This window comes from Ruegeria sp. BG6 (assembly GCF_056538465.1).
In genome coordinates this window covers 234,679-257,413 of the sequence record NZ_JBQFTB010000006.1, presented here as the reverse complement: position 1 = coordinate 257,413, position 22,735 = coordinate 234,679, and the positions used below count along the sequence as shown (strand labels likewise).

General features: G+C 51.9%; 20 protein-coding genes and 1 pseudogene. 8 read left to right on the top strand and 13 right to left on the bottom strand.

Annotated elements, in window-relative coordinates; genetic code table 11:
• From ACR0JW_RS13410 to ACR0JW_RS13400, 3 genes and pseudogenes are all read left to right on the top strand, one after another.
• Positions 1-188: pseudogene (locus tag ACR0JW_RS13410) on the top strand (tyrosine-type recombinase/integrase); the annotation flags it as partial.
• A gap of 59 nt (positions 189-247) precedes the next feature.
• Entirely contained in the window at positions 248-424 is a 177-nt protein-coding gene (locus tag ACR0JW_RS13405) for a hypothetical protein (protein WP_480714041.1), read from the top strand.
• 3 nt (positions 425-427) lie between these two features.
• On the top strand, positions 428-691 hold the full coding sequence (locus ACR0JW_RS13400) for a hypothetical protein (protein ID WP_271950322.1): 264 nt from the start codon (positions 428-430) through the stop codon (positions 689-691).
• Between the two features lie 244 nt (positions 692-935).
• Here the strand turns inward: ACR0JW_RS13400 and ACR0JW_RS13395 are convergent, their stop codons facing one another.
• The 9 genes from ACR0JW_RS13395 to ACR0JW_RS13355 all read right to left on the bottom strand — a co-directional run bounded on the left by ACR0JW_RS13395 (position 936) and on the right by ACR0JW_RS13355 (position 15,626).
• Complete coding sequence (locus tag ACR0JW_RS13395; protein ID WP_480714040.1) at positions 936-1,118, bottom strand: type I restriction enzyme endonuclease domain-containing protein; 183 nt, start codon at positions 1,116-1,118, stop codon at positions 936-938.
• A gap of 435 nt (positions 1,119-1,553) precedes the next feature.
• Positions 1,554-2,438 (bottom strand): DUF302 domain-containing protein, encoded by an 885-nt coding sequence (locus tag ACR0JW_RS13390; RefSeq protein ID WP_480714039.1) that lies wholly within the window; start codon positions 2,436-2,438, stop codon positions 1,554-1,556.
• Positions 2,425-2,808 carry a DUF4345 domain-containing protein gene (locus tag ACR0JW_RS13385; RefSeq protein ID WP_480491673.1) on the bottom strand — a complete coding sequence of 128 codons (384 nt, stop codon included), beginning with the start codon at positions 2,806-2,808 and terminating at the stop codon, positions 2,425-2,427. The genes ACR0JW_RS13390 and ACR0JW_RS13385 overlap by 14 nt, the downstream gene beginning before the upstream one ends.
• A gap of 10 nt (positions 2,809-2,818) precedes the next feature.
• Positions 2,819-4,744 carry a DUF3604 domain-containing protein gene (locus tag ACR0JW_RS13380; RefSeq protein WP_170536419.1) on the bottom strand — a complete coding sequence of 642 codons (1,926 nt, stop codon included), beginning with the start codon at positions 4,742-4,744 and terminating at the stop codon, positions 2,819-2,821.
• 188 nt (positions 4,745-4,932) lie between these two features.
• The gene (locus tag ACR0JW_RS13375) at positions 4,933-6,648 is read right to left on the bottom strand and encodes a mechanosensitive ion channel family protein (protein ID WP_170617493.1); all 1,716 of its coding nucleotides are present in this window, start codon (positions 6,646-6,648) and stop codon (positions 4,933-4,935) included.
• A gap of 299 nt (positions 6,649-6,947) precedes the next feature.
• Positions 6,948-10,610: a flavoprotein gene (locus ACR0JW_RS13370; RefSeq protein ID WP_480714038.1), complete on the bottom strand. Its 3,663-nt coding sequence runs from the start codon at positions 10,608-10,610 to the stop codon at positions 6,948-6,950.
• A gap of 33 nt (positions 10,611-10,643) precedes the next feature.
• Positions 10,644-13,946 (bottom strand): adenylate/guanylate cyclase domain-containing protein, encoded by a 3,303-nt coding sequence (locus ACR0JW_RS13365; protein WP_480714037.1) that lies wholly within the window; start codon positions 13,944-13,946, stop codon positions 10,644-10,646.
• A 467-nt stretch (positions 13,947-14,413) separates the two neighbouring features.
• Complete coding sequence (locus tag ACR0JW_RS13360) at positions 14,414-14,767, bottom strand: putative quinol monooxygenase (protein ID WP_480714036.1); 354 nt, start codon at positions 14,765-14,767, stop codon at positions 14,414-14,416.
• Positions 14,768-14,864: 97 nt separating this feature from the next.
• Positions 14,865-15,626 carry an IclR family transcriptional regulator gene (locus ACR0JW_RS13355; RefSeq protein ID WP_480714035.1) on the bottom strand — a complete coding sequence of 254 codons (762 nt, stop codon included), beginning with the start codon at positions 15,624-15,626 and terminating at the stop codon, positions 14,865-14,867.
• 70 nt (positions 15,627-15,696) lie between these two features.
• On the opposite strand from ACR0JW_RS13355, the gene ACR0JW_RS13350 reads away from it, so the two are divergent.
• From ACR0JW_RS13350 to ACR0JW_RS13340, 3 genes are read left to right on the top strand one after another with little or no spacing between them, the layout of a single operon-like run.
• A complete protein-coding gene (locus ACR0JW_RS13350) occupies positions 15,697-17,052 on the top strand; it encodes a selenium-binding family protein (protein WP_480714034.1) in 1,356 nt (451 codons plus the stop codon).
• Positions 17,049-17,414, top strand: a complete 366-nt coding sequence (locus ACR0JW_RS13345; protein ID WP_171133893.1) for a 2Fe-2S iron-sulfur cluster-binding protein — start codon at positions 17,049-17,051, stop codon at positions 17,412-17,414. Before ACR0JW_RS13350 ends, ACR0JW_RS13345 begins: the two co-directional genes overlap by 4 nt.
• A gap of 3 nt (positions 17,415-17,417) precedes the next feature.
• Positions 17,418-17,882, top strand: a complete 465-nt coding sequence (locus tag ACR0JW_RS13340) for a CoA-binding protein (protein WP_170615114.1) — start codon at positions 17,418-17,420, stop codon at positions 17,880-17,882.
• Positions 17,883-18,129: 247 nt separating this feature from the next.
• Here ACR0JW_RS13340 and ACR0JW_RS13335 read toward each other — a convergent pair whose 3' ends face one another.
• Complete coding sequence (locus tag ACR0JW_RS13335) at positions 18,130-18,978, bottom strand: ankyrin repeat domain-containing protein (protein WP_170682824.1); 849 nt, start codon at positions 18,976-18,978, stop codon at positions 18,130-18,132.
• Between the two features lie 548 nt (positions 18,979-19,526).
• Between ACR0JW_RS13335 and ACR0JW_RS13330 the strand changes: the two genes are divergently transcribed.
• Together ACR0JW_RS13330 and ACR0JW_RS13325 are read left to right on the top strand one after the other, a co-directional pair.
• Positions 19,527-19,733 carry a cold-shock protein gene (locus ACR0JW_RS13330; RefSeq protein WP_170382448.1) on the top strand — a complete coding sequence of 69 codons (207 nt, stop codon included), beginning with the start codon at positions 19,527-19,529 and terminating at the stop codon, positions 19,731-19,733.
• A 74-nt stretch (positions 19,734-19,807) separates the two neighbouring features.
• Positions 19,808-20,821, top strand: coding sequence for a fatty acid desaturase (locus ACR0JW_RS13325; protein ID WP_170452345.1), 1,014 nt, complete (start codon positions 19,808-19,810; stop codon positions 20,819-20,821).
• Here the strand turns inward: ACR0JW_RS13325 and ACR0JW_RS13320 are convergent.
• From ACR0JW_RS13320 to ACR0JW_RS13310, 3 genes are all read right to left on the bottom strand, one after another.
• On the bottom strand, positions 20,813-21,061 hold the full coding sequence (locus ACR0JW_RS13320) for a ParB N-terminal domain-containing protein (RefSeq protein ID WP_039524390.1): 249 nt from the start codon (positions 21,059-21,061) through the stop codon (positions 20,813-20,815). The genes ACR0JW_RS13325 and ACR0JW_RS13320 overlap by 9 nt on opposite strands.
• Before the next feature lie 74 nt (positions 21,062-21,135).
• The gene (locus ACR0JW_RS13315; RefSeq protein ID WP_480714033.1) at positions 21,136-21,825 is read right to left on the bottom strand and encodes a hypothetical protein; all 690 of its coding nucleotides are present in this window, start codon (positions 21,823-21,825) and stop codon (positions 21,136-21,138) included.
• Positions 21,825-21,962, bottom strand: coding sequence for a hypothetical protein (locus ACR0JW_RS13310; RefSeq protein WP_170567617.1), 138 nt, complete (start codon positions 21,960-21,962; stop codon positions 21,825-21,827). The genes ACR0JW_RS13315 and ACR0JW_RS13310 overlap by 1 nt, the downstream gene beginning before the upstream one ends.
• Positions 21,963-22,735: the final 773 nt, after the last annotated feature.

Here is a 22,735-nt window from a genome sequence, read left to right as displayed (position 1 = left end):
ACGAAGAGACCAATACAGACTTTGAAATTAAGGAAACTGCGATCGGGCACAAGGTTGGGTCAGCCGTCTCACGCGCCTACCAAAGGTCCGACTATTTTGACCAAAGACTTTTGTTGGCGGAACGCTGGGCAGCGCATGTGACTGGCAAGTATGCTGATGTCATTTTCAATTTGAGAGGTGTGAAATGAGGGCAGAAAGGTGCAGTGCAATCATCGGCTACTCTCAAAAATATACTTAATTTAAAAGAGTGTATGTGTCACTCACGTTGCTGTCGACGGCAATTGCGGCCATCGGCAATTCACGTTGGGCAAGCCCGTGGGATGGCTGGAAAGAGCCCCCTGTTCTTTGGGCTATGCTGGTTGGTGATCCGTCGGCAGGGAAACCCTCGATCAGCTACGAAGTTAATCCAAAACTGGAGGTTTGAGGCATGGGCCGTTGGTCAGATCTGGCGCGTAAGTTTGAAGTCGGTCGTATGTCTCTTCCCGACAACCGGCAGAAACCGGCAGAAAGGAACGAAGACCACGTTTCAACGGCTATTACGTCATTCGATCGCAACCGGCAAGAACCGGCAAAAAGCCCCACAGACGACACTGTTGCGGACTTTTTGCCGGTTTCGACCAGTAAGAAGTGCACGCCTGAAAACCCAACAGATAATGGGGAAACTACCTTCTTACCGGTTTCTGCCGGTTGACGGGAAAGGAAATCAATTGGTGACCGCCCGATAACCTGGACCGGTAAGGGGTCGGCTTGGAAGACTGGCGACGCCTCTCGGAATGGGAACGCCACGGCCCAAACGGCAGGGCGTGGAACGGTCTGGCTCGGCAGTGGAAACCATAACATGAGCGCCAAAAAAACAAAGTGGTGGTAGAGCTAGGTTACTCTCACGGATTCAAAACTACACCTCTACGCCCATCGTAACAGCGTTTCCGCCTGACTTAGGACCGTGTTGATCGCAACTGGTGCGAGATCAGGTGGATATCCGTATTTTTTAAGATGCGTCGAACCAGCACCCGCAACTTGGCCCGGGCGCTTTCTTTGAGGTGCCAGTCGACGGTGACGTTCTTTTGAAGCTGTTCAACCAGCACATGAGCGATCTTTCGCAGCTCTTCGTTACCCAACCTTAGCAAACCTTAGCAAACCTTAACATGTCAGATGTCTTTGAAGACACATTGGTGTGACCGCAAGACAAACCGATTTAGTGGGTCATATACGACGCATACTTGAATAGTGCACCCGGACATCGTGGGCCTTTACGAATGACATGGATGATGCCGCTAGGAGCGCGGTGGTCATCGACACGCCCAACCCCGCGTGACTTCGGAGATATGTGTCTAATGCGGTTGAGATACTCTTGGTCGAGCCAGGGTATATTTGCATTGGGATGAATACCAGAAGTTCACACCCAAACCGGCATTGTCGGCTTTGTCCGCAGAGCCGACCCTCTGTCGATTTGGTTGAGCGTCCGCTTCGAGCCCAAAGCGGACCTCAGTTTTGAAAGAAATATCAGTTCAGCACTGCCGCAATCACATCGATTTTGTGATGCGCGTTCTGCTTTACTGAAGGGCTTTCTGAAAAGTAGCTGTAAGCCTTTCATTCAGCTCGTGGTGCGGTTTGCCTGATGAGCCATAATGAAGCTCGGCAAAGGCAGCAATATCATTGAAAATTACGACTGAGCCACCGTCATTGCCCGGATAAACCAGCAACTTTTGGCAAAATGCATCAAGGCCGATTGCCGGGAACTCGGCCATCGCTACGCCACCGGGCCCAGGTCCGCCGAAGAGCAAAAGAACCGCTTCAGGCAGTTCAACACCCTGCGTCGCAGCTTCCGCTCTAAAGTCAATTTCACCGAACCAGACAGTATCGTCTTGCGCCATTACGATGTTGGTGAGGTTTTCGACCGCTTCGGCAACACTGAGTGCGGACGTCAACTCGATGACACCATAGTCCCTGCTGAGACCATCTATTGGTGCCGCATCGCCGCCGGCGGCTCGCGTTACTTCTGCTAGTCTTTGCGAGAACGTATCGAGTGCGGACTTGTCGCTGAGCCCATGGCGGACTTGAAGAAAATCTGAACCTGTATGAGCAACTTTAGCAGTACTATCCTGTGCAAAAGACAGAACGCGGAATGGTAAGTCGAGCCCCGCTCGTATGTTTTCTTTCAAAATGGGTGTGTTGATTTCAGGGTCCGAGAATATCTGAACACGCGAAGGCGGCATCTCTACGCCCTCAGCAGCCGCAAGCCGGGCGTGGTCAATCGAGGCAATGGAGGCCAATCCAGCATCCTCGATGGCGATCTCAATCGATGTAAAATTTTTGTCCACCGCTTCTTGCACGGATGACGCCTGCGCCATCATCGCGGTAACAAATATTAGAGATATTCCCGCGAACGGGCGATGCGCGGTTCGAATTACAGTCATAACAACCTCAAGTGATTTCATCTTTTCTTCGCAACGAAAGAAAGGCCAACGTACCGAAAACCAATTCGGCCAAAAGATAGAACAATAGAACGAACCCTGGCATGCCATCCACTATGATGCTCAGCGCGCGCCCGGCAGCAAGCCCCACCATAAACAGAAAAAGTACCCAGAGCGCGGGGCGCTGCAACTCCGGTTTTCCTGCTGCAATCAGCCAAAAAACGGCGTTTGCTAGATACAGCCCCATTATGGCGCGGAACACATGCGTTTGGTTCGTTCCTTCCACTGGGAAGCCGAGTAGGTATGTTACAGATGCAGACGGTACGAGGCCGTAAGATAGTGCGATCGGCACGAGGCCAAGTGCTGCTAGGAGCAGCAGTGTACGGTCAGCCATTTTCGCCTTCCTATTGCTCTGGTGTGTACCAGATAGGTGACGTATATGCCCGCTCCTGATGCGAACGCGGAACATCAGCGTCCATCTTCATGCCATAGAACTTCTCGTCATGTGCCTGCCATGTTGGCGTTGGAATTTCGAGCACCCGCGCATAGTAATACGCTGGAAGAGCAGGATCAAAGTCGGGGTCAGTCCACACACCTCGTAGTTCGGCGGCTCCGATGGAGTTCGTGTAGGTCGCGTTAGCCTCGTCCACTGTAGAGCCGACAGGTCGCCGGGCGCGTCCGTCCTCACCGATTTCGCGTCCATCCGATACAGCAACATCATAGATGCGTTCTTGCCTTGCTCCTTCTGCGTCAATCCAGCCTTTGATGATCTGCACGCGATCCAGATTGGCCGCGCTCACATCCTTAAGTGCGCCGAGCATAAACACAGGAGAGGTAGCCTCGCCTTTTGACGGAAGATCTCCCCCCATGGGAACTCCGCGGGAATAACCGATGTCGACGACATTTGGACGGAATACATCTTCGCCTTCGAAATCCCATCCCCCAAAGAAACGGACTGCTATCCGGGTGCCGGTAGTGGCATATACTTCCTTTGCCTGCATGGCATCGAAGATGGCCGAACGCGTATTCTCCCGCGCCCAAACCCCTGCGAGACCGGAAGCGAGAGCCTCATATTCGAATGTAGACAGCGTTTCGTCACCATTAAATGATTGGATCACGTAATGCTTCCACCGATCGGGTGAAGGTTCAGACGATGGCATCTTCCCCCAGAAGTTATCATCCCGTGTCGTGGACACTGCGGTATGCGCGTCGGTAGCTCCAATCTGGCCAAATTTGAATGGATTGATGCCAAGTTTCTGTTTTTGTTGCATGCCGACCTGCAACGCTGACCGCGCATACTCATAAGGCAGCATCTCAGGCATTTTTGGTTTAAATCCGCCGATATCGCCTTTGTCCCAGGTGCCGTAGTCGGCGAACTCATCATCCGGTGACAACGCAGGGTGAGCCTCTCCATCGCCTTTGATTTGCGTTACTTCGATTATAGGCTCCCACCGCATACGTGTTTCCGCATACTCCGCATCAATCGGTTCTCCGTTCAAACGCTCAGTGGCAAACATCAGACCATTGGACAGGTTGCCATTGTGCGGGATCGCCATGACCGAGCCTCCCGTCAGGTCTTCGTAACTTTGCATGTAGGCCCACAAATCTTCCGGATCGGGGCTGTCATACGCGGAAAACGGCGTCACTTGGCTGGCTTTTCGCCCGTCCTCTTTGAAGAGCACGACACGGTGAAGGTTGGATGGCGTTTCCCGATTATTGATAGACGTCCACTCAAACCCAATGAACGCTGTGAAATTTCCCGGGTCATTATACTGATCCGCGAGTTCGATCTGCCGGTCCCAAATAGTACGATCGAGTTTGGGATTGTCGATAATGTCGCGGTTCTGTGCCACACCGTCATTGCCCCAAAGCTGAAAAGCCGCGTAGCCTTCACCGGCTTGCACGAGGTCATACAGGCGCTGTCCGTACTCAGTCGCGAGCAGATCTCTGTTTGCCTCCGCTAGCATCACTGGCAACCCAAGGTTTTCAGCATGATCAGATACCACTAGAAAATCGAGGGGGCGGTCAATGCGCAGTCTCTGACCTGACGAAGTGATCACTTCTTCACCCATTGCAAACCGATAGGCATCAACCGGCGTGAGTGTATTTCCAATCATTCCGGCATCTGTCGAAAACATCGTATGAAGGTGGGTGTCGCCCCAATAAAGGCCCTCTGCGAGGCCACGATTTTTGACTGTACGTTCGATGAACGGTGAATAGTTTTGTGGTGGTCCCGAAACGTCTTCTTCCGCGGGCCCAATATCTTGACCAAGCGCAAAACTCGGAGAAACGGTAATTGCCAGAAGGGCTAGTGTAATTTGTCTGAACATCCTGATCCCCCAAAACGTTTCATTAGGCAAACTCTGAAAAAGCCTACCCGTAATGCGACGCTGGGATCAACAGATCAAAGGTCTCGCTCGCTATCCAAAAGTATATGTTTTCGGATGTCTGAATTGTCCGCACAGCGGTCACTGATGCTCTGCGCAGCGAAGGTCCAGATAGAGCCCAAAGTAGTCTTTTATTCTTTCGGAGATTCGCTGGTACTTGCCGCTGCAACTGCCGCAAATTGCTCAGCGCTCGGTCGATCGCCAGTTCCTTCAACTTCTGGCATCGCGACCCGCACCTCTTTACGGGCAAAATTTATACCTGCATCGTCGAAAGCAGCCTTTACACGGGCCTGCAGTTCCGCGCGGATAGTAAATTGTTCACCAGGCTTAGTCATGAACTTGCCTCTGACAACCATACCGACATCGTCGAAATCAAAAACTCCCTGGCTCTTAAAGGGTTCGATAAAACTACCCGCGAAAGCCGGGTCGTTCACCATATCTTCGCCGATCTCCTTAAACTTCCGTTTAATGACTTTCGGATCAGTGTCATAGGGTACCGTGAAGCTGAGTTTTACAATGACCCAATCGCGACTGAAATTTGTAAGTTGAGCAATCTGCCCGTACGGGATTGTATGAATGGCGCCGAGATGGTGGCGAAGTTGCATTGACCGGATTGAGATCTTTTCGACGTTCCCCATAGCGTCACCCACCTGCACGTATTCTCCTTTGCGAAAGGCATCGTCCATCAGGAAAAATACGCCGGACAAGATATCCCGAACCAATGCTTGTGCGCCAAGCCCGATGGCAATACCGCCGACGCCGAGACCAGTTACTACTGAATAAGCCGGGAAACCGAACCTTTGTGCGGCCGCGACTATGAGCGCAAAAAGAAAGAGCCCTACAACGATCCAACTCGCAACAGTTAACAAAAGTACCCCTGCCGAGTTTGGCTCCAAACCTCGCGCCCAACTGACAACATCCACAAAAACATTTCCGGCAACAACGATAATCCAACCCAATAGAACAAAACGCAGGACGGCCAGAATATAGGCAACGGTGATCTGAGTATCGCCCGTGAGATTGACGATTTCATCCACAAACCATGCTGCTGCTATCGTGAGTGCGAGCGCAGCAAGCAGAGTTACAAACTGGTTTAGCCTTTTCGCGCGCTCCTGCTCTTGCGTTTCCGCGGTGCCTACCGAGCGCGAAGTGCGCAAAATAGGGATAAACTGCACGGTGAGCAGTATTGTAACCCCGGCCAGCGCGATCCATTGCCAATATGTTTGCTCAAAAACGACCAGCTTGCTCCAGTCCGGCAAGCCTTCGCTCCACCTGAGCGCGATCCCGGGTCCGGGCGTCGTCAGATAGGCCGTGTACAGGCCCGGTGACGAAGTGTCGATGTAAGGCAGTTCGCGTATCGCATCATAATATTCGCGGATATTCTGAGCGGTGCTGGCGGAAAAAAGGTATTCGCCGGTGCGCGGCCCGCTTTCGACAAGAGCAATTGTTATTGGGGTATTCGGGACGCGCCATTTGTTTGGCGTTTCATCGTCAACGGATGGCGCCTGAGTGATGTCCGGTAGCCCTATACGATCAAAAATTTCATCCAACAGTAAAGCAACTTCAATGGACTGGCTGCGCCGGATTTCAGGCGGAAACAGCGACATGTCAATCGTCGCCGCTGCTCGACGTAGAGGCAGTATTGTATCCGATCCTTTAGCATCAGGCTGCGTTGCGATCTTGTAAACATCGGCCATCGCGGCAACAAAAGCTTGCAAGGTCGCCTGCGGGCTTCCGGTCTTTGGTGGCCGAAGGGGGTGTTCCACAGACTGCGCTAAAGCCACCGAAGAAAGTAGCGTTAGAATGGTGAATGCTACAGCGCAGATGACGCGGTTCGAATGAAGCATTTTTGAACCAACTTTTTTGAATATCAGTTACTTACATAGCTCGTCTGGCGACGACATAAAATTGTCGGCACATCCGAGGATATATCGGGGTCCAAATTGGCAATTTTGCAAATGCGGTGCAGCCAAGTAGCGGACCAAATTATCATCTTCGAATGCCGCTCGTCATCAGTTGGATCCGATAACGATGTGGTCTAAAGTCTCTAAACACGGGCAACCGATCAAACGCATTCGCTCTACGGGCCTGGCACTGAACGTTGACTGCAAAAGACACTGTGATACTCCAACGGCTATATCATCTCCTAAACGCTCTCTGTTTTCGGTGTCGCGATGGCCATCTCCTGCGTGTACTCGGAAACGATTTCAGACGTGCCTGCAGCAACTGCTGCTTGGTACTTCTCCGGATTGACAATGAAATAGCAAAAGGCTTTTTCAGTTTTGCCCGCTAATTCGACCGCAATTGTTTTGCGAACATAAGTGTTGCCTTCGCGGTTGATGGGGTCGTAACCCTCAAGGTTATCAAGCTCTTTCAATCCCTGCGCCGTCACGCGGTACACCTCGCCGCGGACATGTTTGCCCGAACCTTTCTTATCCACCAACGTCGCCATGCGATGTAGGAAACCACAATTAGGATTGTCGCAGGCCGGTTCTTTCTGCACGATCAACGGCATGGTCTGTGTAGTTGTCGCCGCGCCAACAAAATCGCTCAGCAGCTTTGCGTTTTTCTCATAATTCGGGAATCCGCGCTTCAGCGACCCATACGTAAAGTAGAGGTATGTTGTGTCATTGTCGTCGTCCAGCGCGTCGTCTTCATCTAAATCCTCCTCCTGCGGCAGATCACTACGCACGTTCTCGGCCCACTCGTTGAGCAACTTCCGGGTTTCGTCTGAAAGTTCGACGTCAGGGTCCAACAACATCCGCATGCAACTCAGAACCTTGAAGTCGCCAGTGTCGAGGATCAGCCTGATGATATCTTCTGCGCCGTTCTTGATGGCAACGTGCATGGCAGAGTAGCCAGCAATGTTGACACTGTTCACGTCGATACCGAGTTTCAACAATTCTTCGACAGCGGCGACATGTTCAATGCCGTGGGTGGTTCCTGTGCCCAGTGTCTCGCCGGGGCCACCGCAAGCAAAATGCAGCAATGTGTCTTTTGTTTCGTGATCGAGTACATTCACACCAACCACATCTTCCCGTATCATTCTGAAAATACGATCCCACAGTAGGTGATCGCGCGACATGGACGCTTCTTTCGCCCATTTGATAATGCGGTCCGGTTGATGGTCCAGATCATCAAATGCAATGTTCAGAGCCGTGACGATTTCGCTAGGAGTGGCCATGGCACCGATACCCATTGTGCCATTCGAGAGTTTGGAGCGGCGCGGCCCCGCAAATGTTCCTCCAAGACGTTTTAGGATAGCGACATTGTTCTGCGTCGTGATGTTGTTCCACATATTCGTATTGCAGGCAGGGCAAAATATGACGGGTTTGGTGTGATACTGCCAGGCGACAAAAACCGACGTCAGCAGCGTATCTCCGATCCCATGCGCAATTTTCCCCATAGTGTTACATGTAATTGGTGCCACAACCACGCAATCCGCCCAATCGCACAATGCGAGGTGAGAGGCGCGCACCGCCATATCGAACTGCGTATACCGGAAGTTCCATTCATCGCTGTCGCGGTATACATCTTTGGGGGTGATGTGGTCGTAAATGTCGTATGCCTTTTCGTCTCGTTCTTTCACATCTCTGAAAAAGTGCTCTGCGTGGGGTGAAGGGATCAGTTTCACGTTGTGACCAAGGTCGGTGAGCTTCTGCACAAGTTCCGGCACTTTATCCGCCGCAGAGGAGCCGCAAGCGCAAAGCAACACATTGCGCTTCCCGTCGCGTGGCTCCGTCAAACCGCCCTTGGGATATCCGTAGTCATTGTGCTCCAGGCTCGGTGTCTCGGTTTTTAACAACACGCGCAAGCCGGCCTTCTTGATGTCTTCCTGAAGTCGCCCGGCGATATAGGCATCCATAATGTCTTTTCTTTTGCCGAGGTACTCGCCTTCGAGGAACAAATACGGCACCGTGGGTTTGCTTGTCATTTTTTCAAGCTGCCGCCGCATGCGTGTCGCAAGCGTACTGTCGCCGGACACATCAACCTCAACCAGATCCTCGGCGCCGATGTTGTTCAAGACACTATGCAGCATGTAGGACCACGGATCTTCGTCGTCATAAAAGAGGATCAGTTTATGGTCTTTTAACAGCTGCTGGACATCGCCCGGGTCACGCGGCATTTCTTTTTCTTGAAGTACGACCATCTCGGGATCATTGTTGTCGCGCAGCCCATGAAAGAGAGCTGTGCGGGTTATCTGCCAGACTTGCGAAGTTGCAGGGCTCATATCCACGAGGGTGACGTAATCGGTGTCCTCATTGTATCCGATACAAAGGCACCAGAACTCCTGCAAAAGCGCTGTTTCTGTGAAATCGCTACTGGGCAGAGCCACGGCATTGTGTCCGAGTACCTTGTTCAGATCGATGTTGATCTGTAAGTGACGCTTTTTCTGGTGCGGTTCGTCTTTATCGGGAGAATCAAAGCTCTGGTCCGGCTTATGCGTCTCAGGAGATTTAAGGGTTCGCAACTGCGCCTCGAACCAAGCCTCCGCCGTGTCCGGGCTTTCTTTTGTTCTCGTGTTGAACGAATGAAACTCGGCTTTGACGTGCAGATCTTCCATTTTAGCAAGATACTTCCGCGCAATTTTGCTGAGCTCTGCGGCCGATCTGACCTTGCCGAGCGACTCCGTGTAGGAAAGTTCTGCCACCCGCATCAGCTTGTCTTCGCTGGCACCGTGATCTCCGAAAATCTCGAAGCTTTCCGCAAGAACACTCAAACCGTTCAAGTTGGGTGTGGAGCGTCTGAACATCTCATGCCGTTTGTCATTCGAGATGCTTAGATGAATGGTGCTGTCCACGTAACGGATCTCACGTTTGATCGCTTCGAGTTCGGTTGCGACCGCACCGCGGGCTGAGAACCGCAAGATTCCCCTTGCGCGGTGCGAGCTTCCGTCGCGATCGGACATCGCTTCGTAAAGCCGGCCGACCGTTGTCACCCACAGCTTGCCATACTTCTCCGGGTGAACATCCATCATATGCAGCAAGCCGGTGCTCGGGTTGCATTTGGCGATCACGGCAAAATGCCCCCCGGGCATCGGACGACCGTGTGCAATGCCGACCTGAAAATTGGCAACAATGATATCGTCTTTGCCCGCAACACGCTCGGATTCGAGAATGGCTTCCATCAACGTTTCCGCGCTGGTTGTTTCAGGGTCCATGAAGAAAGGCGTCACTTTGACCCGATCCCGAAGACCAACCGTGTGGATGTAGTTGCAAGCGATATCGAAAAGCTCACCCAGCGCGATACCCGTGTTGACGACATAGGAACTCGGCAAGTTGACCTTCCGGAAGATGTCATTGACCTCGCAAGAGAAGCCAAGTGCGGTCATACTCAACGCCGCAGCAGTAACGCTGCAGCAATTGATGGATTGCTGGAAGTCCTGCATGTAGACATTCACCAGGTCGCCAAAGAGCGTTGAGACAAATACTTCGCGTGTCTCGTTCTTCAGATCGCTCCATTTGTTGCGCGACAAGTAAGCCAGAGTTGTGTTTTGCTCTGCTTGGGCGGTCAGGCCAACCGGCAGTTCCGTATATGCAAGGTGCGCCTCGTAAAAATAATCTCCCGTTTCGGCGCGCGCGAGCTTCTCGTCAGTTTGCAAAAGGGCGATATTGCCCTCGAGCACAACATACATCCCGCTTGGCGGCAGGATATCTCCTTTGGCGACGTTTAAGACATCGAATGATGCTCGCAACTCGAGGGGTTCGCTTAACGTCACCGCATCCGGCAACGCCTCAAGAACGATAGCCCATTGATTGTCGCTTACAACCTGCGTTGTTTCGGTCCCCAAGGATTGTGTCTCGGTCATGGGTTGTATCCTTTCCTGCAGGTGCGATCAGTTTTAGGTCGCCGCCGTTTGATAGGGTTTTTTGCGTATGACGGGCATTGCGTTGAACAGGCTCGCCGCCTCTGCCGTCGTTCGAAGTGATGTCAATGCTTCGTTATCTGGCATCCCGCGCGCTTTGTTTGTCAGCGCTCTGGTCCGTTGAATATGATATTGCGACCATGGTGTCGGTTCGTCCGCGGTGTAGTCTTCGAGGGCTGTCGCCAAACGCTCTGCGTCCTCGAAGGCCTCTGCGTTCAGGCAAGCTTGTATGGCATTTCGGTAAAACCGAAAGTAGTTGTGACCAACACAACCCTTTGCAAGCAATGCTTCTCCTTCCCGCAGAATTTCAATGCGTCGCGCGGCATTTGATGTCGTTAGGGCAACCGTGGACATCACCCAAGGGCCTATAAAAGTATCGAGCGCCATTTCGCGCACTTTCGTCAGCGCGTCCTCGGCAAGCCTCTCTGCTTCAATGTCGTTGCCCTGTTCGAACTCTATGCGTGCAAGTGTCTCTTCCAAAAAGGGAAGGAACCGTTTCGCGCCGATGCGTTCGGCTAGTTTGCTGCCCCTGTCGATCTCCGAGCGTGCTTCGGCATACCGCGCCATCGAAGTGAGGATCCAGCCCGCTGTCAGTCGAGACACGATTTCCGGACGATGTGTTCCGAGTTTTTGCGCCAATTCGGCTGACTGCAAGGCGCAGGCCAGCGCCTGCTCGGTCTGGTTCATGTAAATTTTTGTTGTGGCCAACATGAACAGATTAGCACTCTGTACCGCACCCAGACCATGTTGTTCACAAAGCTGCAGGCAGTTTTCTATGACCTCATGAGCGGTAAACATCCTGCCACGCGCATAAGCGGCGTCGCCCAACCCGCTGAGCGCCAGGGCTTGCCTTTCCGGCAAATCGGCTCTCTGCGCATATTCAAGCGATTTGAAATGTTCTTCCTGGCAACCGTCTAGATCACCACGTGGGAAATGCAGGCTCCCACGCAGATAGTGTATATTGCTCAACTCAGACAAAAGCGTGCCGCCTTCGGCAATAGTCTGGGCTTCGTCGAGAACCGCGTACGCTTCATCGATCCGGTCCAGGATACGCATGGCGGCAGCGATGCCGATCAACGAACGGCATTTGTCCAACGCATGCGCTGCGCAGTCTTGTGCCTCGCGGAAGCATGTGATGGATTTCTCACTGTCACCTGACTCCCGCAGAACATCGCCTTTGACCCGCAAAAGTGCACCACGCGTGTCTAGATCGGGATCGCAGTTCAACCCCTTTTGTGCAAAATCCAGAGCATCATCTGATTGGAATGCATCTCTTGCGTCACGCGCCGCCGAGAGAAACGCCTCAGCGGCGCGCGGGTCTTCGGCGAACGAAAGATGTTGCGCATAAAGTACGACGCCGCGCTTCTCAAACCAATTTGCGGCTGCCAAATGCAATGCGCGCAAGTCTTTCCGCAGAATAGTACTGAGAATGGCATCCCGTATCAGAGCATGGGCAAAAAGATATCCGTCGTCGATGGGTTTTATCAGGGCTGCGTCCAGCAATGGGCGCTCGTCGTAAACGCTCACCTCTGCAATTTGCGTCACGGCGCTCATCGTAAAACGCTGCCCCAACACGGCTGCCGCATGCAGTATTTTCTTGTCTTGCGGCGCAAGTCGGTCAAAGCGGGCCTGAATCAAGCTTTGGATCGAACTGGGAACCAGCCCATCTACATCGTTCGCGTGGGCCAACATCTGAACCAGAAAAAGCGGGTTACCCTGCGCCTTCTCGATACACTCATCGACCATTTGGTTCGTGACGCGAATGGTCATCTGTGCAAGTTCCATCGCATCAGCCGATTTCAGAGCGCCCAGGGTCATTCTTCTTACACGCGCTGAACTTTCGATCGGAGCAATATCCATGTCCATCACGTATCCTTCCATACGTGATGTAAGCAAAAGAAAGACCGGATTGGCCTGACTTTCATCGACCAGAATATTTATCAAGGGCAGCATTTTGGGATCTGCCCAATGGACATCCTCCAAAACAATCAGTTGCGGTGTTTGCGCTGAGAAATGACGCACGACGCGTCTGATGGTTTCATGCAACCCTTCCACCCGAGCGGTGTCACTCATGGCACCAAGCATCACCGACATCTCAAGATCAGGTTTCACGCCCAGAATCTGAACCATGAAAAGTGTGGAAATCTCATTCAGGACGTCTGCCTCGGTCAATCGCTTGATCACGGACATGACCGCTGATTGTTGAGCGTGCTCTCCCAGACCACACATACTGCTTATGATTTTGTTCACGGGCGACTCTGCATCTCCCAGACCAAAGTCAAGAAACAGTGCGGAATGCCTGTCAAAACCTTTCGCTTTTGCCTTTAAAAGAGTTTCCTGAACCAGCCTCGTCTTGCCGATACCCGCATCTCCGCGCAGGTATACCGTTTCACCAGTACGCCGCGAGATGGTTCCGTCAAGTGCTCGACCCAGTAGCTCGACTTCTCGATCACGTCCGACAATTTTGTTTTGTGCGACCGCCCGACCGAAGCCGACAAACCGATGCGCCAGCACGGGGCTTTCGTACCCTTTAACCTGTAAAGAGACTGGAGCGTCGCAATGAATGCTTTGACTGAGAGACAGAAATATCTTGTCGTCAATCAGTGTTTCTTTTGGGCCAGCCTGATCAGCAAGGCGGGACGCTAGGTTCACAGTATCTCCAGTCACAGTAAAGTCTTGGTCTTTTCGTTGTCCGTAACCGCGCTTGGAGAAGAGAACGTTGCCAGCTGCAGCACCAATATGAACAGTCAGTTCACGACCAAATCTTCGAGATATCTCTTCCATGGCGCGGTGCATCTCGACGGTTGTCCGCAACGCCCGTTCACTATCGTTGCCAAATGAGACCGGCGCGCCGAAAACCGCCATCACACAATCGCCGATATGACGGTCCACCGTGCCACCCATGCGGATCACAATTTCATTGAAGCGATCATACAAGCAAGACAGCACATCGTGCAGATCTTCCTTGTCCAGTTCGCGCGATAACTGAGTATAGCTGCTGAGGTCGGCAAAAATGGTAGTGACGTCTCGCCGTTCAGCGTCAGAGGAGCTTTCAAGGTTTGTCGATGTGGGTGCAGTGACAGTTGGGTCGTATGTTTCCGCGGCCTTTTTCAGGCCCGCCAGGATTTTCTTCCGGTGCCCCAGAGAAACGATGCCGATTTCCTTCAATTCATCGAGGGTCAGATCGCCAATAAGTGACATATCAATGTCGTTTTGAACAAAAGCATCGAGGTATTGAGAAAACCCGATGTTGCTCAGTATTTTTTCAAGTTCATCCACCGAACAGTCCCGCAAGTACCCTTGTCTGATCTACTACTTTCACTTGTACTAAAGCAATCGTTAACCATTGAGTCGAATGGATCAAACGAGCTACTTGTTCGTGTTTGATCTGAGCAGGATAAACAAAAGAGTTCTGACGGATCGCAAATTCTGTTTTGGCCGATTGTCATCAAATCTCGAATAGAGGCCAGATACGGTTTCGTTCGCAACGCGGACGTTACTACAAATCAAGTACCGCGCCACGCACGGCTGACCGTTTGCGGGAAGCTAGATTTCAGTGCCATTTGGAACGATAATTATCGGCATTGGCAGTTTGTAGTAGCTAGACTGTTCAGACGATTGTCGGCTACGTCCGCTTAACAGGCATTCATTAAATTCATCCGAACGGCTGCTTGGAGCCCAACGCGGACCAGCACCAAAATCCATAATTTTCTCGAACCGGCGATAGCTTCAAACGTCGGTCAATTTTACCAAAGTAGCAGGCTTGCTTTTTGCGCCTTGAAACCTTTTGTAGTCGGAAAAAGCGAGCGCATCCTGGCAACAAGCTCGATCTCGCCATCCAGCATCATTCGGACAGTGTTCAACCAGTTATTGAAGGTTTCAGATTCCCAATGATCCTGGACCGCAGCTTCATCCCTGAAAACTTCGTAGAAATAGAAACGATTTGGGTTTGCCTCATCCGCCATAATGTGAAACTGGAAAACTTCGGGTTCTTCACTGACAACATTTTGCGCTTGGAAAATACTGGCATCCAAAAAGGGCTGTCGATACTCAGGTTTGACGTTGATCACGAAGAAACCACCAAACATTGCTTCGTCCATAATTTTCTCCTTCATTGACCTACAAGCGGACGAAGGTCACAAAATACGCCAATCCTCTTGCAGGGTATTAACCTACAGCATTGCTATACTCATGACCCTAAGCGGGTATCCTTTTCTCATCTGCTTCACCCCATCCTAGCGCGCGTGAAAGCTTGTCCGACATCGCGTTAAGTATTTGGCCGATCTTTTCTCGCTTCGAGGGTGTAAACACCCGAAGGGAAGCTGTAGCGCCGATTGACAGCGTGGCACCAACACCTGATTTTGCCAGTGTTGTTGCTACTGAGCTGATCCCGCGTTCCAACTCCTCGACACATTCGGCATAGCCTTTTGCCCTGACGGCGTCGAGTTCCGCGACCAAACTCTCTCGGTTTGTAATTGTGCGCTCTGTGTATCGCTTGAGCTGCCCATTCAGTTCGTCATGAGACAGCAGCTCAGGCGACACGGCGGCGATTGCCTTGGCGCAAGAGCACGCGTGCATTGGTCGTTTGCCCATACCTGGATGAAGAAAAGACACGCCCGTCTGCGGTGTCTCCACATGAATAATCTCTACCCAATGGCCCCGTAGTCGAGACAAGAAAAACGCAGCGCCATAGTCATTCGCGGCGCCAGATAGGACAGGCGCAATCACTTGCAAAAGAGCGGGATCAGAGTGATCGCTCAACGTGATACGCTTTAGCCTAATCCCAATCGCGAACTCACCGCGGGCTGGTGATTCAAGGAGGCCGGACAAAACAAGGTCTTGAACCAGCCGGTAGGCTGTAGGTTTGGGAATATCGGACTGGGCACAGATATCCGTTACAGACGCACGTCCTTTTTGACCCACGATTTCCAAAATCAGCGCTAATCGTTCGAGATGCATACTTCTCACTTTATGATAATAGATTTTTCGATATACGATACATTTAGGAGAATCAAGGGAGGAGCACACCATGGACGGACATTGCTGTGGGCCGGGCTTCAGGAGTCCGCAAGAAGCCATTAAAGCCCCCCGTGAAAAGCTACTATACACGATCGCCATCTACACCGGGACAGGGATCCAGAAACCTGATTACCTTGCTACAGTGGATGTCGACCCAGACAGCCCGACCTATTCTCAGGTAATCCATAGGCTGGAAATGCCGGGGATTGGGGACGAGCTTCACCACATGGGGTGGAACGCCTGTTCGTCCTGTCACGACGACGGCTCGATGTCCCGCAAATACCTGATCCTGCCAGGCGTACGCTCTAACAACCTTCACATCGTTGATACAGCCACTGACCCGCGTGCGCCGCAGTTGCATAAGGTCATCGACGGGGCCGAGATCAAGGCCAAGGCAGATTTATCGGGCCCGCATACGGTGCATTGTTTGGGCTCGGAAATCATCATCTCCTTCCTTGGAAATGCCAAGGGTGAAGCTCCTGGAGGCTACCTGCATCTCGACAAAGAGTTCAACATCGTCGGTCGCTGGGAAAGCTCCATGGGCGATATCAAGTTTGGCTACGATTTCTGGTACCAACCGCGCCACAACGTGATGGTCAGTTCCGAATGGGCTGCGCCCAATACATTTATGCCGGGCTTCGATCTGGAAGAAGTAGGCCATCTGAAATATGGGCGGGAGCTGCATTTTTGGGATTTCGAAAAGCGCGAACCGGTCGAAAGCTTCTATTTGGGTGAAGACGGGCTGTTGCCACTGGAAGTCAAGTTCCACCATGACCCTGACAGCACGCATGGGTTCTGTGGCGCAGCTCTTTCGACCAATGTGATCCATTGGTGGCAAGACGATGCTAAAAAGTGGCGGTGGGAAAAGATCATTGACGTGGAAAACGAGATGCACCCCGAATGGCCGATCCCGTTGCCGGGGGTTATGTCGGCGATCCTGATTTCGATGGACGACAAATACTTGTACCTGAACAATTGGCTGCATGGAGATATGCGCCAGTATGACATCACCGACCCGCATAATCCCAAGCTGACCGGCCAAGTGTTTATGGGAGGCCTTTTGGGTAAAGCTCCGATCGTTAACGGGGTCGAGGTCGCGGGTGGTCCTCAAATGTTCCAGCTCTCTCTCGACGGACGAAGGCTTTACGTCACGACCTCGCTGTTCTCGACTTGGGATAACCAGTTCTATCCCGAGATCCGCGAAAAGGGCGGGGTTATGGTGATGATCGATTGCGACCCTGAAAACGGTGGTATGAAGATCAACGAGGATTTCATTGTGGACTTTGGCAAAGAACCGAATGGTCCATCGCGCTGTCACGAGAGCCGGTATCCGGGCGGTGATTGCACAAGCGACATCTGGCTATGACTATGTATACCGTGACGATCGCGAACAGAGATGGCGCGCAATACTGTGTGGATGCGCGGCGTTCACTTCTGGAAACGCTGAGAGAACAGGGCGTCGACTTGCCTTTTGGGTGCAAGTATGGCGGCTGCATTACCTGCGCGGCAAAATTAAAGACTGGCGCGATCGACCAACGCCGACAGGTTGCGCTGAATAATCGGCAAATCGCGAACGGCTATGTGATCCTTTGCGTGGCACGTCCGACATCCGACATCACGCTTGAGATCGGAGTCGAGAGCCATGACAAGCTGTACCGCAATCCATTTCTCGACCCTCTCAAACCCCACGAACTCAAGGCTGACATTGCGACGCCGAAGGAAGGTTAACCGATGCCCGAAGCAGACATCGACCGCATCTACGATTACGACCCCAAATACCTCGCCGAAATCCTGCAGTCGGTTAAAACCATTGCAATGGTGGGGGCTAGCGCGGACAAAACGAAATTCAGCTATGGCGTTCTGCGACAGCTGAGTGAAATCGGCTATGATATTCTACCGGTGAATCCTAACCCGAATATTTCGGAAATTAGAGGGCTCAAGGTCTACCACTCGCTGGAAGAGATCGAAAAACATGTTGATATGGTAGACGTTTTTCGCCCGAAGGAAGAGTTTTATGCCTTTGCCGAGAAGGCTATCGCAATCGGGGCAAAAGTTCTTTGGGGTCAAATCGGTGTGTACGATGACCAAGCAGCGCAACTCGCCGAAGCGGCGGGCCTTAAAGTCGTGATGAACCGATGCCCCAAGATTGAACTCTTCCGCCCTTTTTGGAAGCCGCGCCTGGACCTAAAGATATGATGGAAATTCGATTGGTAGCGGCCTCCTCAGCATCCAATGAGGGTGCAAATTGAGATATTGCGCTTACGGAAGATAAGACCAGTAATCCTGTCACTCTACACAACCGCCTAGTCTAAAAACAAAAATGTCCGATTTGTTCGGAGAACCAAAGGCCGCTTTGTCCGCAAAGCAGACGCCCAACGAGCTCTTTTTGATGGCTGCTTCTGACCTCACCAACGCGTATCCTACGCTCAATTTCGATTGGTTGTTAAGGCAATGCGACCGGGTTTTCATCGAGTGTCCGGAGGTAAGAAATCAAGTCTGCGCGATCCTGATCAAACCAAACTCCATCTAAGTCCATCTTTGTTCCCGGAATGTATTCTCGTGGACGCCCAAGAAACGAGTTGAGATTGTCGTAGTCCCAGACACCTGAAGTCGCTGAGAAAGCCGTCGAGTACTCGTAGCCATCGTACGAGCCAATGGTGCGCCCGAGAACTCCCCAAAGTGGCGGACCTTCATTGGCTTGAACTTGCCCATTGTTCTCCAGGCTGTGACAGGCTTTGCAGGCACCTGCCAGAGTTTCTCCTCGGCCCCTATCGGCATTACCAATCAAGTGCTTCACACTAGGGATACTTGTACTTGTAGGTACGCCAGCATCCAATAGCATGGTCACGATTTCGTCGTGCCCACGCAACGAGGCGAAATGCAGTGCTGTCCCAAGCCAAGGATCCACGACAGTTGGATCAGCACCGGCTTCCAAAAGCAATCGAACAACTTCTGTGTGTCCGTTGCTTGACGCAGCATGGATTGGGTATGCAAAAGTTTTTTCGTACTCAGCATTGGGAAGAGAGTAGTTTGGGTCGGCCCCAGCCTCCAACAGGGCCGTGACCACGTCTGTACGACCGAACCGAGATGCGACTACGAGTGGTGACGAACCTTCAAAACGAGCGCCTGTGGTGCTCGGCAGATCCACCGGCACTCCTTTTTCGATTTCTGACATAACTTTTGCGACATCGCCTTTTCGAGCCATCAAGTGGATCATTTCAGCGGAACTTGTCGACATGGTGGCGCATAGCGCAGCCACCCCCGCGAGAAATGTTTTCCAAGTTCTGTTCATTGCGGCATCCCCCCGGTTGTGGGAGCCTTAATACCACAACTAGTCGTCAATTTCATTTCTTGCAAAGAGTGGCCGCTTTGTCCGCAAAGCAGTCACACGAGCAAGTAGCGGCGAACGACCGCTTCGAGCCCACTTTGACCGATGCTGCTCTATGCCCCAATGACAGCAATGCGCAGAAACCGGACTTTGCAAAGTCTCGCTACGGCATCAAAACGGACGCTTATAGCTGTCTCGGATGTTGCGGGATAGATTCCCAAAAGCGGTCATTGATCTTTTGTACGGCCTCCCAAGCCGCCTTCGCGTTTGGATCGCAGAACGACAGCGTCTTCTCAACTTGTAGAGTTCTAAGCCAGGCAGGTTCGATTTCTCTGTTGCCCTCCACCGCATCAAGGCTTGTATCGTGCGTACTCGAAGTCCATATACACAAGGCTTACGTTTTTCTTTTTCGACCTGCTGTCTCCCCAATTCGGCGTTCAGTCTTTCGATTCAGACCGACCACGCCGAGTCGCCGCAATAATGCGGGCGGCAAGTATTTGGAGATTTCCACCATGGCAAATGGCACAGTAAAATGGTTCAACTCGACTAAAGGTTTTGGCTTTATCGAGCCTGAAGATGGCAAGCGCGATGTGTTCGTACATATCTCAGCAATCGAACGTTCCGGCCTTAGTGAATTAAAAGACGGTCAGAAGGTTACTTTTGACGTCGAAGCTGGCCGTGACGGACGCGAAAGCGCCGCCAATCTGGCACTCGCCTGACCTTTTTTAAGGGCACCCTTTTCGGGTGCCCTATTGAACAATGGGCTACAATAAGCCATTGGAGAACAAGTAACTTGCAACCTAAAGACTGGACGCGGGTGCTCGCGCAATACCGTGTTGCCGATGCGAAGCGCAGTGTTTTTGAACTTGCGATCACAGTTGCTCCCTTATTTGCGCTATGGGCCCTAGCGTGGTTTGCGTTATCTTTTAGTGTCTGGATCGCAATACTACTGGCCATCCTGAATGCCGCGTTTCTGGTCCGTATCTTCATCATTATGCATGATTGCGGTCATGGATCTTTCTTTAGAAGTCGCACTGTTTGCAATTGGACCGGTCGGGTTCTAGGTGTTCTTGCCCTGACACCCTATGACGTTTGGCGGCAAAGCCATGCGATTCACCACGCTTCAACCGGTAACCTTGATCGGCGTGGTATGGGTGACATCCCTACATTGACCACTGAAGAATACCTGAAGCGGAAGTGGTTCGGGCGTGCCGCTTATCGTCTGACCCGGAACCCCGTCTTCCTGTTCGGTGTTGCGCCGATCTATACGTTCTTTATTCAAAACCGTTTACCTCTTGGTTTCATGCGTTCGGGCTGGCTGTACTGGGCAAGTGCGATGGGAACAAACGCTGCAATTGCAGGGATATTGGCCCTAGTTTTTTGGGCCGGAGGCATTGAGGTATTATCGTATGTTTTCCTACCAACCATGATTGTCGCATCATCGATTGGTATTTGGCTTTTCTATATTCAACACCAGTTTGAACACACGACCTGGGAACGGGAAGAGGGGTGGAACCTTCAGAACGCCGCATTCTATGGAAGTTCTCACTATGCCCTACCAGGCATCCTGCGGTGGTTCTCTGCTAACATCGGCGTACACCATGTTCACCACCTTGCCAGCCGCATACCGTTTTACCGGCTAAACGAAGTTTTGCGTGACCATTCTGCGTTAGAAAATTGCCAGCGTATTACTCTATATGAGAGCTTTCATTGTGCACGATTGCATCTTTGGGATGAAAAAAGTCAACGTCTGCTGACATTTTCCGAGGCTTTGTCGAACGCCAATTCCAAAAGGCATTTAGTGTAGTCTGGCGCGTACCAGATAGGCTTCGACCGTATCACCGCCCAGGGCGCGAATGGCCTCTAATCGGTGAAGGCCTTCAATCAGCACGAACCTCTTGTTGTCCGAGCGTATTTGGATCGGGGTCTTCTGGCCGTTCTTCAGGATATCTTCGGCCAGCGTCAGAACTTTTTGTTGATCAAGCGTTTTCGCCCGTTTCACAGGTACATAGATCAGGTCGAGCGGATATGGTCTTTTCTCCAACATAAGCTACGTGAGCAACCTTTCGTGCAATTGTTCCGGTTCAGAGTTCGTTGCAAAAGCGGGGGTTGGAACGTGCGTCATAGAACCGAACGAACAGCGTCGCGCAGTTCCTGATGCATAACCCAAGTGGCTGGCTCATCGTCACTTTCGATGTGAGAAAACGCCAGGACCTGAGCGGCGCCATCATTCTGCACCGATCCGGCTTCGGGTAGGTCCAGTTCCAGATATTCTGCGATCAATAGTCCGATTTTCTTAAAAACCTTGATGGAGGCCTCGCGCGATTTGTAACCGGCCGCCTGAGACAAATGACCAATGGTCAGACCGTCCTTGCCTGCGATTGTAAGTGCTTTGAGCATAGTGACCTGCGCAGGGGTGAGCCTAATCTGTCGCAATGCCTCGGCATATTCTCTTTCACTGGGAACGAGGGTGCCGGAGTTTCTCTCCAAACGGCGTTGACCGCTACGTTTCCTGTCTCGTTCACCGAGAATTTCTTTTAATGCTTCGATGGCCAATGCTGGTGTTTCGCCGACTGCATCAGCAATCATTGTCTGCGTTTTAGCCGGTGGCTTGGGGAATGCGCGCGCAACGCTGTTACCGCTCAGGATGCCGGCCTTAATCAAGTACTTTCCAAATTCTTCTTCAATCACTCCTGCTACGTCAGCGTTCTGCGACTCACGAACACTGCGATCCTGAAATGCTCTTTGTTCCAGACCACGAGCTGACATCTTTGAACCGTGAAGGGTTACTTGAGGGGCATTTTTGCGCATCAGAGAAACACCACCACAATTATGGTCGCAACAAACACCAATAACGCGATAAACATCTTTACTCTGTAGGACCAGCGATGCGCCCTTTCGGCCTTGAGCATTTTGCCAAGGTTTTCGTCAATCGAGTTATGGTTCACGGCTTGGTCCTTCCGGATTTGTCAGGCGATATTGATTTCCAGCGAACTTATTTTCGCGGCATATTTTCGGCGCACTTATCGTTCTGTCTTGTGAACGGCCGATTACATTCCCAACCATCACCTCTTCGATTCAAATGAGCGTTGGAAGGGACTAGGATCGCAACGCAACTGTCCTGGTTTGCGCGAAAGCCACGTTCACATTTCCATCCAGAGTAGGTTTCAGGCGCAAGGTATGCATGCTGTGGAACGGCCACAGGCTCACAGCCGCTCTCCGCTGCCCTGTACCCTCTGAGGCATACCCACCCATCCGAGCTTCTTTTGTCGCTCAGACGACCGTTTTTTGGAACTTCTATTGCAACACATGTTTGGCTTTCCTTACGAAATCCCCAGTTGCAGTGTATTTCCTGTGCGCCAAACCGGGTTCCGACGTACCCATTTTGAGGCGCTATCAATTCTTCGCATCTTTCACCGACTTGTCGGAAGAGCCGATTGCACTCCCATCGATCTCCGGTCGATGCAAGATATGCGTTTTTAGGAACTTCTATTTCCTCACAAAAATCTCCAACACGCTTGAATCCATGGTTGCATACCCAACCTGGACCATAGGAACTGCCGGTCAAATGCGCATTTTCAGGTGCGTTTGCTCTTTGACACGATCCGTTCTTGTTTTCGAAGCCTTCGTCACAGACCGATCCATCAGCATTGCCTGCGACTTGGGCGGGAAGCTGCGTTCCGGAGAGCAACACCAAGAGTGTCGGGATCAAACAAAGAAC